Origin of the sequence: Klebsiella sp. CB_Kp196, from assembly GCF_040061575.1 — a bacterium.
GTDB classification, from domain to species: Bacteria; Pseudomonadota; Gammaproteobacteria; order Enterobacterales; family Enterobacteriaceae; genus Klebsiella; species Klebsiella michiganensis.
In genome coordinates, this window is sequence record NZ_JBEAFH010000050.1 from 40832 (window position 1) to 57972 (window position 17141).

The following is a 17141-nucleotide window of genomic DNA, read 5'->3' on the forward strand; positions in this document are numbered from 1 at the left end:
TCTTCAATACCTTGAGGGAGACAATATGAAATTAATCGTGACGGAAGATTATGCCGAGATGAGCCTGGTCGCCAGCCATCACGTTCTGGGCTACATCACCGCGCCGCGCAGGGTGAACCTGGCGGTAACGGCAGGCAGTACGCCGAAGAAAATGTATGAACATCTGACGGCCGCGGTTAAAGGTAAATCGTTCTATTCTCAGGTCCATTATTACAACTTTGACGAGATTCCGTTCCGCGGACAGGATCGTGAAGGCGTGACCATTTCCAATCTGCGCAGCCTGTTTTTCACCCCCGCGCAAATCTCTGAAGAGAATATCCACCCGCTCAGCCATGAAAACTTCAGGCATCACGACCAGCGGTTACAGGACGAAGGGGGCCTCGATCTGATAGTGATGGGCCTCGGCGCTGACGGCCATTTTTGCGGTAATTTGCCGAATACCACGCGCTTCCACGATGCGACGGTGGAAGTCTCTATCGTCGGCGATATGGTGGATCTTGTCGCTCACGGCGAGATGGACGGCGACTTCTCTGCGGTGCCGGATAGCTACGTCACGATGGGGCCAAAAAGCGTCATGGCGGCGAAAAACCTGCTGCTGATCGTCAGCGGCGCGGCAAAAGCGCAGGCGCTAAGGCAGGTGATTGAAGGCGAAGTCAGCGAGCGGGTTCCGGCTTCGGTGCTGAAATTACATCCTTCCCTGGTGATTGTGGCTGATAAAGCGGCGGCTGCGGAGTTGAGTCAACCGTAATCCACTTTCAGCGTAGCGCAGGCGGGACGCGCCCTGATAGCGCTACGCTCCGGGTTTATCGCGTTATATTCCAGCCGCGCGCCTGCCATAACTCAGGTAGCTCTTCGAGGCGGGTAAACGTCGTCACCTTCGGATGTTCGATCGGCTTATTATGCGGATCGGCGCAGAAGTAGAACACTTCCATGCCGGCGGCGATCCCCGACTGCGCGCCTGCGCTGGAGTCGTCGACAAGAATGCAGTTCTCGACGTTAACGTTCATCGCTTTTGCGGCATGCAGCATCAGGGCCGGATCGGGCTTCCAGCGCTGGATATCGTAGCCGCTGTACAGACGCTCCGGGAAATGGTGCAGCATTGCGGTTTTACCGAGAGAGTGCTGCATTTTGCTCACCGGGCCGTTGGAGACCACGCACATCGGCACGCTGACCGCGTCCAGCAGCGCCTGTGCGCCAGAAATGACTTCCAGTTCAGTATCAAACAGGCGCGCGACTTCATCGCGGTACACCGGCTCAAGGGTCGCCTTGTCCAGATTAACGCCGTACTCCGCGTTAATGGTGTCGATAATCTCGTACAGCTTAACGCCTTTGAAGCGCTTAAAAATCTCGTCTAAATCCAGCGTAATGCCGAATACCCTGAACATGTGAACGTAGGCGCGGGAGCAGATCACCTCGCTGTCGACCAGCGTGCCGTCACAGTCGAAAAATACTGCTTCTGGTTGGGTCATGTCGTTTCCATTTTAATAAGTTAACGTTTTCGTCTTGCTGATTAGTGAGACGCAATCGTTGCCGTATAAGCAAAATCGATGAAAAAAAGTATCTCACAACCGCCCTTATTGTCGCATTTTGGTATAGGATAGCGACGAATTTTCCCTCCTTTGTTCGGAAACCGATAATGAGTCAACAACAAACCAGCCAGTCATCTGGCCCGGGTCTGCTGGAGCGCGTGTTCAAACTACGTGAACACGGCACGACGGCACGCACCGAAGCGATTGCAGGTTTCACCACTTTTCTGACAATGGTGTACATCGTTTTTGTTAACCCACAGATCCTCGGCGTGGCGGGTATGGATACCAGCGCCGTGTTCGTCACAACCTGTCTGATCGCCGCGTTCGGCAGCATCATGATGGGCCTGTTCGCTAACCTTCCGGTGGCCCTGGCGCCGGCGATGGGACTGAACGCCTTCTTTGCTTTTGTCGTGGTACAGGCAATGGGCCTGCCGTGGCAGGTCGGGATGGGCGCGATTTTCTGGGGGGCGGTTGGCCTGCTGCTGTTGACGATTTTCCGCGTACGCTACTGGATGATCGCCAATATCCCGGTTAGCCTGCGTATCGGTATCACCAGCGGTATTGGCCTGTTCATCGGTATGATGGGCCTGAAGAACGCCGGCGTGATCGTCGCCAACCCGGAAACCCTGGTGAGCATCGGCAACCTGACGTCCCACAGCGTACTGCTGGGCATTCTTGGCTTCTTTATTATTGCGATTCTGGCTTCCCGCAACATCCACGCCGCGGTGCTGGTTTCTATCGTGGTTACCACGCTGCTGGGCTGGCTGCTGGGCGACGTTCACTACACCGGAATCGTATCCATGCCGCCGAGCGTCACGACGGTCATTGGGCATGTTGACCTGGCAGGCTCGCTGAATCTCGGCCTGGCGGGCGTGATCTTCTCGTTTATGCTGGTGAACCTGTTCGACTCCTCCGGTACCCTGATCGGCGTGACCGATAAAGCTGGTCTGGCCGATGCGCAGGGTAAGTTCCCGCGGATGAAGCAGGCGCTGTTTGTCGATAGCGTCTCGTCCGTTGCGGGCTCCTTTATCGGCACCTCTTCCGTAACCGCCTATATTGAATCTTCCTCGGGCGTTTCCGTAGGCGGACGTACCGGCTTAACCGCCGTGGTCGTTGGTCTCTTGTTCCTGCTGGTGATCTTCCTGTCGCCGCTGGCGGGTATGGTCCCGGCCTATGCCGCAGCCGGCGCGCTGATTTACGTTGGCGTCCTGATGACCTCCAGCCTGGCGCGCGTGAAGTGGGATGATTTAACCGAATCAGTGCCGGCGTTTATTACCGCCGTGATGATGCCGTTTAGCTTCTCCATTACGGAAGGTATTGCCTTAGGCTTTATCTCTTACTGCGTAATGAAGATCGGTACCGGTCGACTGCGCGACCTCAGCCCATGCGTGATTGTGGTTTCGCTGCTGTTTGTGCTGAAGATTGTGTTTATCGACGCGCATTAATACCCGCGCCGTCACACTCAGCCGTTCTGGCGAGTGTGACGGCGTCTATCAGGCTTTAACCCTCTGAATATATTCGGCAAAAGCGCTAAGCTGTCCGCTCAGATGATCGAGCGTGCTCTGATCGACGACTTTCCCCTCCTGCGGATCCACTTTGTTCTGAATCACGCCGCCCATAAATTCGGGCTTATTCATCACCATAGCGTCGAGGAATACCAGAATCTGACGCAGGTGATACTGACAGCGCGCACCGCCAATAGCCCCCATCGAACTGGTTTGAATCAGTACCGGCTTACCGGCCAGCGGCTGTTCCGGCAGGCGAGATAGCCAGTCGATGGCGTTTTTCAGGCCGCCGGGCACCGAGTAGTTGTATTCCGGTGTAACGATAACCACGCCATCAGCCTCGCGAATTTGCTGAGCGATATCCTGAACGCTTTGTGGGAATCCCTCTTCCTGCTGGACGTCGGCATCATAGAGAGGAATATCGCCAATGGACGGTAACGCGGAAACCGCCATTCCTGCGGGCGCGATGCCGGGGAGGGTACGCGCGACCATGGCATTAAAAGAGCCTTTGCGCAGACTTCCGAGTAACGTAACAACTTTCAACGTATCAGACATGATTGCTCCTTTGCATCATGATGGCCGGGTTATCCGGTCAGTTGAGGGAGAAGGCTTTTTCTACCGGTAAATGGGTGAAACGCATCAGCCGGGCGGACGGCTCTCTGGCGCGAGCCTGCGCGTCGGGCAGGCTACGCCAGCCCTCTTTACCATTATATTCCCAGACTTTCAGCTGGCCGATATCCGGACTGGCGGCGATGGACCAGACCAGCACCGTTTCGGCATCGCATACTGCTTCGATTGACTGCGTCCCGCTTGTCCGTAATCGTCCGGAGCCCGGAAGAAGCTGGAGGTTAACGGCGTTTTCACCGGTCAGTTTCATGACGCTTTTGCGGAGTGCGTCAAGCTGAGCGCGCGCTTCATCAGGATCGTGCTGGTTGCTAATCCATACCCGCTCATTACTGTTAAAGACGTAGCGGTCGGTGTCGGGCGAGGCATGTAAACTGCGGGAGGCGTGCGGTAATTCCATATCCAGGCCGCAATCACCTTCGGTGGATAACGCGACGCCGACAATATTCCCGGCATAGGAGATGGAAAAACGCGGGAGATTTTCGTCGCGGAAAGCGGGTTTTCCATTCTCTTCGTCAATAATTTCAGGAAGTTCGCTGATGCCGTACAGCATAAAGAGGAGTTCTGCGAGGAGTGACCGTGATGCGCGATAGCGGCTTTGTCGGTACTCAGGCAGGCGGCAGGCGGATTGATGACAGGCCGCTGACAGGCGTGTTGATAGCGGTTCCCGGGTGTTGAGTATCCCTCTTGCAAAATGCGTTGCCATTCGTCGCTCCGTGATTAATGGTCAATGATAGAAATTGCGAATTATATTATCGCTCAGAATTGCCAGGTTTTAATGCGGAAATCACCCCTTGCGCAATAAATTGCATAAATTTTACAATTTATTGCGCAAGACGGGCTAATCCAACGCTAGAGCGGTTCAGTATAGAGCTGCCTGAGCGTTTCTCGCAGCCAGACGATCTTCGGATTGTAGCTGTTGCGCTTATGCCACAGGAGGGTGAAGGGGACGCGTATTTTCTCCAGCTGGGACGGCTCCAGCGGCAACGGGAGTGAAACCAGCGGCAGATGGTGCTGTTGATTGTAACGCTGGCAATAGCGCGGGGCGGTGGCCAACATCGTATGATGAGGCTGGGCCGCCATAAACAGCGACTGCTCAAAACCCGGGACGGTCAACGCCACGGTGCGTTTATGCCCCAGATCGTGCAGAACATCATCCAGCGCCCAGGTATCGCTTTGTTCCCAACAGATATTGATATGCGGATAACGCAGGAAAGTGTCCAGATTCCACTCCTCGTTCAGCGCGGGATGATCGGCGCGCAGCCATACCTGCGGGAGATCGGTAAACAGGATTTCAAAATCGATATACCAGGGCAGCAGGCTGAGCTGTTCACGGGAGCGAGGATGGGTTTCCCGGCCGCAAAAACCGATGTCGACTTCACCGCGAATAATCGCATCCAGCGAATCATAATCCCAGTTACGCAGGCGGATCAGCGCCTGCGGATAGCGCTGGTAGATCCGCTGTGAAAGCGTATTCAGCAGGATCATCAGCAGCGGCGACTCTGCCGCCAGCTCAAACTTTAACCCGCTCGGCATGGTGTGATGAGGCTTATCGAGGATCTGATTACCCATCTGCATCCAGTCCGCCAGATCCTGCTCCATACTGCTCATCAGCGGCGTGGGTGACAGCCCCAGAGGCGTTTTGACAAACAGCGGATCGTCAAACCAGGCGCGCAGTTTGGCCAGCGATTTACTCACTGCCGACGGCGAAACGTTCATCCGTTTCGCCGTGCGGGTGACGCTGAGCTCCTGGGTTAAGAGCTGCAGGCACAGCAGCAGGTTAAGATCGAGACTCGACAGGGGTTTCTTCATAGCGTTGCGCGGCCCGCGCCGGAGAGGTGACCATAATCAGAACAATGCTCACTATGCTACAGGCAATAAGTATCCCGATCAGCATATTCATCGCGCTGAGTCCGATGATAGCCGCCAGCCAAATCCACAGTGAAGAGCCGCAGACCTGAGCAATTCCCAAAACAGAACTCGCCACGCCGGCGCGCAGGGTGAATGGCCCAAGGGCCTGACTCATTGCTACGCCAAAGCCGGCGGAGAACCCGGCGCAAATCAGTCCCAGACCCAGCATCGTCATCGTCTGGCTGGTGGAGAGGCTCAGCAGCACGCCGGCGATAAAGAACAGCACCTGCGAGGTCAGCATCAGGGTGCGGGGCTTAAATAGCGTCAAAGCGAACGGCGTTGAGAACGACACCACCATGCTAACAAGCGCCATTAGCGCCATCGCCATGGAATAGGTGCCGCGATCGAAGCCCATCACTTCCATCATGATCACCGGGGAGACGTTAACGTAAGTCAGGATAGCCGTCACGCTCAGGGTGGTTATGATAATTCGGCTGAGAAAAAAGCGGTTAAGCAGCGACTCGGGGACATTATTTTGCTGCATCGCCGCATGTGGCGCGGCTGTGGGACGCGTTTCCCGCAAGATAAAGACCGAGAGCAGTCCCACCAGAACGCCCATGCCTGTCATGGTATAGAACAGGCTCTGCCACGGGTATTTCAGCATAATCAGGTGGCCGAGTACCGGCGCCAGTACCGGAATAATGCAGGTGATACCGTTAAGGAGGGAAAGCACCTTCGCCCGGCGGCGATCGTCGAGGGTATCGCGCAGCACCGCAAAGGCGACGACGTAGCAGCTGCCCGCGCCAATCCCCTGAATAAAACGCCCAGCCAGGAAGTGGGCGCTGACCTGCGCCTGCGAGCAGAGAAGGGAGGCCAGTATGAAGACAACGGCACCGAAAATCGCCACCGGCTTGCGCCCTGATTTATCGGCGATACGACCCGCAAACAGCATCGCCGCGGCCATTCCCGCCAGATAAACCGAAAAGGCGATATGCAGCTGCGCTTCACTGGCCCCCAGATCCTGCGCAATGCGCGGTAGACCGACCAGATACATATCGATGCCGGATGGATAAAGCAGAACCAGCGCAAAACTGCAGATAAGAAAGCGTGCCATAGAACCCCTCGCATAAGAATGCGGTACAGAATAGTGGGGTTCGTGCGGGAGTACGAGTTGCCATTTGGACAACAACGATTTCCTGGGAGGAAAAACGGTTGAAAGATGTGCAGCGATAATTTAATTATTTGTTTTTATATCGCTTTTTGATATTTCCAATCAAGCGATCGCGTCCCGCATTATTTCCAGATCTTTGCCATACCTTCACTTTCTGGCCTGACGCAGGAAAACCCAAATTTGGCGTACAGTTCGGGAACATCCGCCACCAGCGAGACGTATGCCCCTTTAACCGCGTTTTCATCCAGCCAGGAGACGATTTTCTGCATGATCTGGCGACCGAGACCTTTTCCCTGATGGGCCGGGTCCACGGCGACGTCGACGATTTCAAAGTTCAGCGCGCCGTCGCCGACGATGCGTCCCATACCAACGGGCACGTCCGCATAGAGGACATGCACGCCGTAGCAGCTACGCGGCAGACCCGCGCGGGCGCCTTCCAGCGGGCGCGGCGACATACCTGATATGACGCGCAGGCGACAAAAATCTTCCGCCGAAGGGACGGTATCAATAAACGTGTAATCAGCCATCATTGTCGTATCCGGTAAGTGGGAGTACCGATAAGGGTAATAGACAAAGCGATACGCCGTGAAGACGCTAAAGGAAAATAATTAACCCGCTTTAACAGGATGTTAAGGCGAGTGAGTACGCTTTATTTAATCTCATTTCTGATGCCCTGCTGATAGGGTGTGTTTTTTCCGCAACTATCTGTTTATGCCCATCATACTTCAAGTTGCATGTGCGTTGGCTTTGTTACTCGGCCTAAGACCTCGCCCCTACGGGAACAGAGCAAGCGCTGTTCAAGGCACAAGTACCTACCGTCATATGGCATACGAGTAGTGACTCCCCGAGTGTTATGAACCCCTGCTTTGGAGGCTCGTATAATATTTTTTTTGCATTTATCCTGACCCCATAAATAGGCGATGGTTGAGAGCCGCCTGCATTCAACTTTTTATTTAAAGAGCAGCCATGATCGATGCTGGAATCTCGACGCTCGGCTGTATAAAAAGGCAATGTTGTGAAGCGTTATTTTGTAGTGCGTTAAGAGAAAGCGAGCAAGTACCTGAACATATTAGAACTGGGATAACCAGGGGGGGGGTAAAATGATAGTTGAGTGCTTTTATGTATCTTGTTGTTTTTTAATAAATGTTTTGGTGGTTTTGATGTTTTTTTCGGGGTGTTGAGCGAAGTCCAATAATGGATGAAATATTCTGTTGAGATGGTTGGGGGTTCTATTTCATAATCTTTTGCAGATTAATATTACATAAGGAAGTTGGCGTGTAAGCATTAGGGTGCTGATTGAAATGCGCCATGGGCTTTCTTTTTCAATATTTTACTCCGCTGTTTGTCATCTTAAATAATGTATTTAGGGGTCATTCTTCCCTGAATGAACCGTTGTATGGTTCTATTTTAAAAGAATGAATGAGTAATGATTATATTTTTATTAAGGATTAAATAATGAAAAAGCAATTTGTAATGACTGCTGTGGCAGCATTGTTCAGCGTAGGGATGGGTGTGGCTCATGCGGTTGATGGAACGATCAACTTCGTCGGTACCGTTACTGCCGACAGTTGCACCGTGGATATCAACGATCAGACAAACCCAACCCTGAACCTGGGTACCGTGAACACGGTTGATCTGGCGAAAGCTGGCGACACCGGTCCGGCAACGAACTTTACGCTGGATCTCACCGCTTGCCCGAATACGGTTACCGCAGCAAGCGTGACTTTTACTGGCAATGCCGATGGCTCTATGAACACGGCGTTCAAAAATGAGTCCAGCGACAGCGGCGCGGCTACTAATGTTGGCGTTCAGCTGTACGACGCATCTGCAGCCAAAGTCAGCCCGTCTTCTGCTGTCGACGTTAGCTCTTTCCTGACGGCGGACGCTACCACTACCGAAGCACATATTCCATTCACCGCTCGTATGGTTGCTGTGGCTGATACCGCAACTGCCGGTACGCTGGTTTCTCACGCTGACTACACCATCAGCTACCAGTAACCCTCCGTATCAGGGAGAACGCCAGGGCACGGAGGCCCTTGTTTTCAAACGATTAGGAAAGAGGATGCAACGGTTCATGAGAAAGTCAGTTATTTACGGTCTGCTGGCGGCTGCGATGTGCGCCGTAACATCTGCGCACGCAGGGGTCGTTATCGGCGGTACGAGACTGGTTTATCACGGCGGCGATAAGGAAGCGTCCATTCAGGTGATGAACAGCGCTAACGGTCAGATTCCCTACCTTATTCAAAGTTTTGTCGATGACAAAGGCCCGAAAGGAGATCGTCCTGGTACCACCGGTTCGCTGCCCTTTACCGTTACGCCACCGCTGTTTCGACTGGATGCTGGTTCAGAAAATACTATTCGCGTTGTCAGAACAGGGGGGAATTTCCCGGCAGATCGGGAAAGCGTTTACTGGCTGGATGTGAAGGCGATACCGGCAAACAATCCGGCGGATAAGGGCAAGAACGTGCTGCGCTTTTCGCTGAAAAACCGAATCAAACTTTTTTATCGTCCCAAAGGCGTTGCCGATCCCACCAGTGAGGCAATGGAGGCGATCGGTTTTCACAGGACGGGCAACAAGCTGACCGTCACCAATCCAACCCCCTGGTATCTGAGCTTCTTTAAGCTGAACGTCGGTGACAAAGTGGTCGATACGGCGTTTACCATGGTCGCGCCGCACGGTTCGACTGATTACACCATTCCGGCAGGGGCAGGCGGGAAAATCACCTGGCAATATATCAATGATTATGGCGCAGGATCGTTGGTTCTGGACGGGAAAGGGTAATCATGTCTCAACCATCCATAGACGTAGCGGGCAAAAGCAGCGCTTTTTTATTACAACCGCTTGCCTGCATTATTATTTTAGCGCTGTATGGAACGCAGGGCGCGCTGGCTCAGGATGAGTTCGATATGGCGGCGCTGGAGACCAGTGGACCCAAACTTAACGTTGATCTCAGCCAGTTTTCCCAACCCGGTTCACAGCTACCGGGTCGCTACCACGTAGACGTTTATGTGAACCATGAGCAGGTTGACACGCAAACGCTGGACTTTGTGCAGGATAAACATGGGCAGCTTACGCCTGTGGTGACCCCCGCGCTGTTGGCGCAGTGGGGTATTAAGATTGGTGATATCGATGCGCTGCGGAACAAGAACAGTATCAACGATCTGGCTGCAACCGTCCCGGATAGCCAGATCAGACTCGATTACAGCCAGATGCGTCTGGATCTCACCATACCGCAGGCTGACGTCAACAGCGCGGCGCAGGATTCCGTCAGCCCGACGCTGTGGGATGAAGGAGTGCCGGCGCTGCTGCTGGGCTATGACTTTAACGGTTCAAACACCTGGCGCGACGAGAACGATTCTGGAAGGGAAGATAGCTATTTTCTGAACCTGCACAGCGGCATTAACCTGGGCGCGTGGCGGCTGCGAAACTACAGCACCTGGACCTACAGCAAATCGCCGGAATATCACGACACCACAAGCGGCGAAGACGTTAGCAGCGGCGGGAGCAGCGAAAGCGACTGGAGCTCCATCAACACCTTTTTACAACGCGACGTGCAAGCCGTACAGGGGCTGTTAACGCTGGGCGATGCGACCACTCCTTCCGATGTTTACGACGGTTTTACGTTCCGCGGCGTCCAGCTTTCTTCAGACGATGACATGCTGCCTGACAGTCTGCACAACTTTGCGCCAACGGTACATGGCATTGCAACCAGCAACGCGACGGTCACCATTCGCCAGAATAATAGCGTGATTTACCAGAAGCAGGTACCGCCGGGGCCGTTTAAGATCGACGATCTCTACCCAAACTCCACAAACGGCGACCTGCTGGTAACGATTAAAGAGTCAGACGGCAGCGAACGCAGCTTCGTCCAGCCGTTCTCCAGCGTGGCAATCATGCAGCGCGAAGGGCATCTTAAGTATGACTTCACCGGCGGTAAATACCGCAGCAACAGCGATGGTCAGGAGCCGAAGTTCGCCCAGATGACGCTGATCTACGGCCTACCGTACGATATGACGATATACGGCGGTACGCAGCTGGCGGATAGCTACCAGAACGGGCTGTTGGGGATGGGATTCACCCTCGGTGAACTGGGCTCCATCTCCTTTGACGGGGCCTATTCCTCGGCCGATTTGAGCAATGACGAGCACAAAGAGGGGCAGTCCATACGCGCCCAGTACTCAAAAAGTATGCTCAGCACCGGCTCAACGATCACGCTGGCGGCATACCGTTATTCCACTAAGGGCTACTACAGCTTTCAGGATGCGGCGGATCTAATCGTCAATGATTCTCACGATGACGATCTGAACGACCAGGATGAATTTGACTTAAGCCATAACAAACGTTCCCGCTGGCAGCTGTCACTCAGTCAGTCGCTACCAGAGGGCTGGGGATCGCTTTATGCGAGCGGCTACCAGCAGGATTACTGGAACGAAGGTGGATATGAGCGAAACCTGTCCCTCGGCTACGACACCAGCTGGGATGGCATGACGTTGGGCCTGAACTACACCTTCAGCAGCATGCCGGGAACAGAGGACGACCATCAGGGCGCGTTGAATATCAGTATCCCGCTGAGTAAATGGCTGCCGAAAGCCTATGCCGGATACAGCCTCAACACTAACCGCCACGGAGACACCACCCAGCAGGTCAGCTTGTACGGTACGGCTTTGAAGGATTCGAACCTTAGCTATAGCGTGATGGAAGGCTACAGTAACCATGAAAATTCCGGCAATAACGGCACGCTATCCGTCGATTATACCGGTCGCGCGGGCGAAGCGAACATGGGTTACAACTACGATCCGGACAGCAGGCAGGTGAACTATGGCGTGCAGGGCGGAGTGGTGGTGCACCCTTACGGCGTCACCTTTTCGCAGTCGCTGAGTGAGGATATCCAGTCGCTGGCGCTGGTGCGCTCGCCGGGGGTCAGCGATGTGACCGTGGAAAACGGCACCGGGGTCAGCACCGACTGGCGCGGTTATGCCATCGTACCTTATCTCACGCCGTATCGCCGCACGACGGTAAGGCTTGATACCAGCACCCTGGCCGACAATGCGGAAGTCGATAGCTCCACGGCGCAGGTGGTGCCGACGGAAGGGGCGATTGTACTGGCGGGGTTTAAAACGCATATCGGCGCGAGGGTGTTGATGCATCTGCATCACGCGAATACGGACGTTCCTTTCGGCGCCACCGTCACGCTGGCAGAGGACGACAGCGTCAACAGCATCGTTAGCGACGGCGGTTCAGTGTATCTGACCGGGATGCCGCAGCAGGGCGACATCCTGGCACAGTGGGGCAAAGGAAAAAATGCGCAGTGCCATGCCCATTATCAGCTGCCGCAAGAGGGTGAAAAAACTGGCGTAATTAATCTTGATGCGCAATGTCAGTAGAGAAAAGGTGGTGAAATGAAAAACAGAACAACATGCAGGCCGCCGTTGACAGGGCAGCGCGAGGCAAACACACGGTTTTTTCGCCAGGCGGTAATGGCTGGATGCGCTTGCACGCTATCGCTGAATGTCTGGGCTTCAGAGTGTTACTCGAGTGTTGCCTCAACGAGCGTTGATCTGAAAACGATATCGGTGTCGCCGGATCTGGCCGTTGGACAATCGATTACCGGCGGCGATAAAACGTTTGATTCGGTTCAGTTTGCGTCATGTGAATCCTCATTTACGGTAGAGAAATACTTTTATGGTTATCTCTATTCGTCGTTGGCTTCGGCGGGAACCTATAACGACCGACTGACTTTTAAAACCAATTTGTCCGGCGTTGGCGTTCAGCTTGGCGCCAGCATGTCGGATACGAAAGGGGCCTCGGGCAACGGCTGGATAACCAGCGGCTCGTCAATAAAGCTGTTAACCGATGACAGTATCGGTTGGGGGGCGATGATTTATATGTCGATTACCCCAAAGCTTAATTTAATTAAAATCGCCGATTCGGTAAGCGGCGGTACGCTCTCCGGAAAGGTTGGTTACGGTCAGGCGAACGGCAACCAGGGGTCGGCAAATATCGATATTAATTTCACTGGCACGTTGTCGGCCAGCGGCTGTACCCTCTCCGGCGGCTCGGATCTGAGTTTTACGCTTGATGATGTGCAAAAAAGCGAACTGCCTTCGGTCGGGAGCACCTGGGGAGAGAGCAGTGAAAAAGATATATCGCTGAGCTGTACTGCCGGAACGAATGTCTATTTTACCCTTAGCGGCACACAGGAACCTGGCACCAGTGATACCAGTATATTAAAGAATAATGGCACCGCTAAAGGACTTTCCGTGCAGGTGATGGATCTGCATGGCGGCGGTAATCACCCGGTCAATCTGAATTACCGCTGGTCGCCGATTACCAGTTCAGGGACGACGGCAAAAATACCGCTCGCCGCGCGTTATATTCGCACGGGCGACTTAACCCCGGGCTCCGTTGACGCCAGCGCCACCTACACGCTTGACTATGATTAAGGAGAATGAATATGTTTCTGCGTTTATTTTTTCTCCCTTTGTTACTGCTAGCTATAGCGTCACTGGCTGAGGCTGACGGAGGCAATATTCATATTACGGGAAATTTGACGGCTCAATCCTGCACAGTAGATGGCGCTACAGATTTCACGCTTTCTTTGGGTACGGTTGACCGGGCGGATTTACCTTCTGTGGGTTCAACGGCTAATCAGGTTGGACTCAATATCCCGCTAAGTTGTATCAGCGGTACGAAAGTAATAATACAGATTGACGGCACCAGCGTAAGTGACAATAACACGGTCATGGTAAATACCGGTACCGCGGAGGGGGTCGGTACGCAATTACTGGAGCCCAACAATAACAACAGGCCTGTCCCACTCGGGAGTTCCTGGACAATTATCGAAAATTCACAGACCAGCGAAGTGATTACTCTTGGCGCCAGATTCTACAGAACAGGCGATGTGGTTCCCGGAACGGTGAATGCGACGGCGACTTATACCCTCTCATATGAATGAAAATGACAGGGTAGATATTTTTCTGCCCTGTCAGGTTATCGCGCTGTGCTTTCATCAGACTGCAGGCGGTCAGTAATGAAATCTCGATATGATTTATGCAGGTGCAGTTCGTGAGTTCTTTTGCTTGCCGCTAAACATTTGATGTGATTTTTAGCGTAAAAAGTGAACAATGACACAGCGTTTTTAATTCAGAATACAAAATCGCGGATGGTCCCGCACGACTACGCGCCAGTACAAACAATAAAAACCCATATTAACAATCAGTTAGTGCGGGTTGGTCAATGCTCACATACTGAACTTATTTACCAATACAGAAACTTGAGAAAATGCGTCCCAGCAGGTCGTCGGAGGTAAACTCGCCGGTGATTTCGCTCAGGCTCTGCTGGGCCAGGCGCAGCTCTTCCGCCAGCAGCTCGCCAGCCCAGGCGCCCAGTAGCTGCGCTTTACCCTGCTGAAGATGCTCTGCGGCGTCGGACAGCGCCTGCAAATGGCGGCGGCGCGCCAGAAAGCCGCCTTCCATATTGGTTTCAAAGCCCATGCTCTGCTTGAGATGATTACGCAGCACGTCTACGCCTTCGCCGGTACGCGCCGAAAGGCGTACAAGTGAGTGGTCATTCACTTCGCTCAGCCCCAGCGTTTCGCCGGTGATATCCGCCTTGTTGCGCACCACGGTAATCGGCAGGTTTTTCGGTAGACGGGCGATAAAATCTGGCCAGATATCTGCCGGATCGGTCGCATCGGTGGTGGTACCATCGACCATAAACAGCACGCGATCGGCTTGTTCAATCTCCTGCCAGGCGCGTTCGATGCCGATACGTTCGACCTCATCGTTCGCATCGCGCAGGCCGGCGGTATCAATGATGTGCAGCGGCATACCGTCGATATGGATATGCTCCCGCAGCACGTCGCGGGTGGTACCGGCAATATCGGTGACTATAGCCGCCTCCCGGCCCGCCAGCGCGTTCAGCAGGCTTGATTTCCCGGCGTTCGGCCGCCCGGCAATGACGACCTTCATCCCTTCGCGCAGCAGGCTACCCTGGCGCGCTTCGGCGCGCACGGCGTCAAGATCGGCGATAACGTCGTTTAGCTGGGCTTCGATTTTGCCATCGGAGAGGAAGTCGATCTCCTCGTCCGGGAAATCAATGGCCGCTTCCACGTAGATGCGCAGGTGCGTCAGCGCTTCCACAAGATGGTTTACGCGAGTGGAGAATGCGCCCTGCAGCGAATTCAGCGCAGAACGCGCCGCCTGCTCGGAGCTGGCGTCGATCAGGTCGGCAATGGCTTCTGCCTGTGCCAGGTCGAGCTTGTCGTTTAAAAACGCGCGCTCGGAGAACTCGCCGGGCCTGGCGATGCGCACGCCCGGCAGCGTCAGAATGCGTTTCAGAAGCAGGTCGAGGATAACGGGGCCGCCGTGGCCCTGAAGCTCCAGCACGTCTTCGCCGGTAAAGGAGTTCGGGCCGGGGAACCACAGCGCAATCCCCTGATCCAGCGCGCTGCCGTCGCTGTCTTTAAACGGCAGGTAGTCGGCATAGCGCGGCTTCGGCAGCTTGCCCAGCACCGCCTGCGCAACGTCGCGCGCCTTCAGGCCAGAGATGCGCAGAATGCCCACACCACCGCGTCCCGGTGGGGTTGCCTGGGCGACGATAGTGTCGTTATGGCTCATGGTGACTCTCTATGTAGATGTAAAAAAGGCGGTCTATTGACCGCCTTCTCTGGCATTAACTTTACCGTAGATTCTCGAAATAGTTCAAGTTGCAGGAAGGCGGCAAGTTAGAGAGGCCCCTGGAGCTTACTGAAGTAAGTGACCGGGGCGAACTAACGAAGCCAACGCATCTGCGGCTTGAAGAATGAAGAGAATCAGGATTTTTTCTTCTCGCGGCTATGCAGGCCACGCTTCTCCAGACCACGGTAAATCAGCTGCTGCTGAATAATGGTGACCAGGTTGCTGACGATATAGTAAACCACCAGACCTGACGGGAACCACAGGAAGAACACCGTAAAGATGACCGGCATAAAGGTCATGATCTTCTGCTGCATCGGGTCGGTCACGGTGGTCGGAGACATCTTCTGGATGAAGAACATCGTCGCGCCCATGATGATCGGCAGGATGTAGTACGGGTCTTGCGCAGACAGGTCGTGGATCCACAGGATAAACGGCGCATGACGCAGTTCAACCGAGGCGCTCAGCATGTAGTACAGCGCAAGGAAGATTGGCATCTGGATAATCAGCGGGAAGCAGCCACCCAGCGGGTTAACCTTCTCAGCTTTATACAGGGCCATCATTTCCTGGCTTTGACGCTGCTTGTCGTCGCCCAGACGCTCGCGCATTGCCTGAATCTTCGGCTGCAGCATACGCATCTTCGCCATGGAGGTGTACTGCGCTTTAGTCAGCGGGTACATGATGCCACGAACGATAAAGGTGATGACGATGATGGAGAAGCCCCAGTTGCCCAGGAAGCTATGGATCCATTTCAGCAGTTTGAACAGCGGCTGAGAGATAAACCACAGCCAGCCGTAGTCGACAGTCAGGTCAAGATGCGGCGCAACGGCGGCCATTTTGTCCTGAATAGCCGGGCCGACCCACAGGGTGCTTTCCAGCTTATCGGTTTGACCCGGCTGCACCAGAACCGGCTGAGATTTGTAGCCGATTGCCACAATACCGTTGCCGAGATTCGCGGTGTAGAAGTTGTTAGTACCGGTGTTCTGCGGAACCCATGCGGTAGTAAAGTACTGCTGCAGCATGGCAACCCAGCCGTTTTTGGTGCTGACGTTCAGGTTTTCGTTATCGACGATAGTATCGAATTTGTATTTTTCGTACTTCGTTTCAGACGTTGAGTACGCCGCGCCACGGAAGGTGTGCATCGTCGTCAGACCGCCGGTCTGCGTGTCGCGATGCGTCGGCAGGTTGGCGGTTTGCTTCAGCTGGCCAAAGGTCGACAGTTCCAGCGGTTTTTCGCTGGCGTTCTGCACGCTATAGCCGACGTTCACCGCATATTCACCGCGCTTCAGGGTGAAAGTTTTAGTGAATACGTTGCCTGCTTTATCGGTGTACGTCAGAGGAATGACGATTTCGTTCTGGCCATCAGCCATCACAAACGCATCTTTATCGACGTTATACAACGGACGCGGTCCGTTAGCCGGGTTGTCCGGGCCATCACGACCGGTCAGGCCGCTCTGCGCCTGATAGGTAAACTGCGGCGTGGTTTCCAGAAGCTGGAACGGCTCAGTTGACTTCAGCTCTTTCGGATAATCCAGAAGCAGCGCTTGCTCAACATCACCACCGCGGGTGTTGATGGTCAGGTCAAGCACATCGGTTTTTACCGTAATCAGTTTCCCCTGGCCACTGGCCGGTACGCCCTGGTCGGCGGCGCTACCCGTTGCTGTGGTCGTTGTCTGCGTGGTCTGCTGCTGGGGTTGAGGATTGTTATCCTGCTCCCAGGCTTGCCAGATCATGAAAGACACGAACAACAAAGCGATGATAAGAAGATTGCGTTGCGAATCCATC

At 54.3% G+C, this 17141-nt stretch carries 15 protein-coding genes; 7 read left to right on the forward strand and 8 right to left on the reverse strand.

What is annotated here, in order from left to right; all coding sequences use genetic code 11:
* The first annotated feature begins 25 nt into the window (after positions 1-25).
* Positions 26-748, forward strand: a complete 723-nt coding sequence (locus ABLU87_RS16875; protein WP_025107547.1) for a glucosamine-6-phosphate deaminase — start codon at positions 26-28, stop codon at positions 746-748.
* A gap of 55 nt (positions 749-803) precedes the next feature.
* On the opposite strand, the gene yieH is transcribed toward ABLU87_RS16875, so the two are convergent.
* Positions 804-1469 carry a 6-phosphogluconate phosphatase gene (yieH, locus tag ABLU87_RS16880; protein ID WP_122116942.1) on the reverse strand — a complete coding sequence of 222 codons (666 nt, stop codon included), beginning with the start codon at positions 1467-1469 and terminating at the stop codon, positions 804-806.
* A 167-nt stretch (positions 1470-1636) separates the two neighbouring features.
* On the opposite strand from yieH, the gene adeP reads away from it, so the two are divergent.
* Positions 1637-2974, forward strand: a complete 1338-nt coding sequence (gene adeP, locus ABLU87_RS16885; protein WP_014839859.1) for an adenine permease AdeP — start codon at positions 1637-1639, stop codon at positions 2972-2974.
* Positions 2975-3022: 48 nt separating this feature from the next.
* Here the strand turns inward: adeP and ABLU87_RS16890 are convergent, their stop codons facing one another.
* The 5 genes from ABLU87_RS16890 to ABLU87_RS16910 all read right to left on the reverse strand — a co-directional run bounded on the left by ABLU87_RS16890 (position 3023) and on the right by ABLU87_RS16910 (position 7210).
* Positions 3023-3589 (reverse strand): NADPH-dependent FMN reductase, encoded by a 567-nt coding sequence (locus ABLU87_RS16890; protein WP_004855733.1) that lies wholly within the window; start codon positions 3587-3589, stop codon positions 3023-3025.
* A 37-nt stretch (positions 3590-3626) separates the two neighbouring features.
* Positions 3627-4364: a hypothetical protein gene (locus tag ABLU87_RS16895; RefSeq protein WP_122116941.1), complete on the reverse strand. Its 738-nt coding sequence runs from the start codon at positions 4362-4364 to the stop codon at positions 3627-3629.
* Between the two features lie 146 nt (positions 4365-4510).
* A complete protein-coding gene (yidZ, locus tag ABLU87_RS16900) occupies positions 4511-5470 on the reverse strand; it encodes an HTH-type transcriptional regulator YidZ (protein ID WP_025107550.1) in 960 nt (319 codons plus the stop codon).
* A complete protein-coding gene (locus ABLU87_RS16905; RefSeq protein WP_025107551.1) occupies positions 5439-6623 on the reverse strand; it encodes an MFS transporter in 1185 nt (394 codons plus the stop codon). Before ABLU87_RS16905 ends, yidZ begins: the two co-directional genes overlap by 32 nt.
* Before the next feature lie 179 nt (positions 6624-6802).
* Positions 6803-7210 carry a GNAT family N-acetyltransferase gene (locus ABLU87_RS16910; protein WP_048262966.1) on the reverse strand — a complete coding sequence of 136 codons (408 nt, stop codon included), beginning with the start codon at positions 7208-7210 and terminating at the stop codon, positions 6803-6805.
* Positions 7211-8135: 925 nt separating this feature from the next.
* Between ABLU87_RS16910 and ABLU87_RS16915 the strand changes: the two genes are divergently transcribed.
* From ABLU87_RS16915 to ABLU87_RS16935, 5 genes are all read left to right on the forward strand, one after another.
* A complete protein-coding gene (locus ABLU87_RS16915; RefSeq protein ID WP_025107553.1) occupies positions 8136-8678 on the forward strand; it encodes a fimbrial protein in 543 nt (180 codons plus the stop codon).
* 76 nt (positions 8679-8754) lie between these two features.
* Entirely contained in the window at positions 8755-9462 is a 708-nt protein-coding gene (locus tag ABLU87_RS16920) for a molecular chaperone (RefSeq protein ID WP_032751796.1), read from the forward strand.
* A gap of 2 nt (positions 9463-9464) precedes the next feature.
* A complete protein-coding gene (locus ABLU87_RS16925) occupies positions 9465-12065 on the forward strand; it encodes a fimbria/pilus outer membrane usher protein (RefSeq protein ID WP_122116940.1) in 2601 nt (866 codons plus the stop codon).
* 189 nt (positions 12066-12254) lie between these two features.
* Positions 12255-13124, forward strand: coding sequence for a fimbrial protein (locus ABLU87_RS16930; RefSeq protein WP_183129317.1), 870 nt, complete (start codon positions 12255-12257; stop codon positions 13122-13124).
* An 11-nt stretch (positions 13125-13135) separates the two neighbouring features.
* Entirely contained in the window at positions 13136-13636 is a 501-nt protein-coding gene (locus ABLU87_RS16935; RefSeq protein WP_025107557.1) for a fimbrial protein, read from the forward strand.
* Between the two features lie 298 nt (positions 13637-13934).
* On the opposite strand, the gene mnmE is transcribed toward ABLU87_RS16935, so the two are convergent.
* Both mnmE and yidC read right to left on the reverse strand, forming a co-directional pair.
* Positions 13935-15299 carry a tRNA uridine-5-carboxymethylaminomethyl(34) synthesis GTPase MnmE gene (mnmE, locus tag ABLU87_RS16940; RefSeq protein WP_025107558.1) on the reverse strand — a complete coding sequence of 455 codons (1365 nt, stop codon included), beginning with the start codon at positions 15297-15299 and terminating at the stop codon, positions 13935-13937.
* Positions 15300-15493: 194 nt separating this feature from the next.
* On the reverse strand, positions 15494-17140 hold the full coding sequence (gene yidC / locus ABLU87_RS16945) for a membrane protein insertase YidC (protein WP_004855708.1): 1647 nt from the start codon (positions 17138-17140) through the stop codon (positions 15494-15496).
* Between the last annotated feature and the right edge of the window lies 1 nt (position 17141).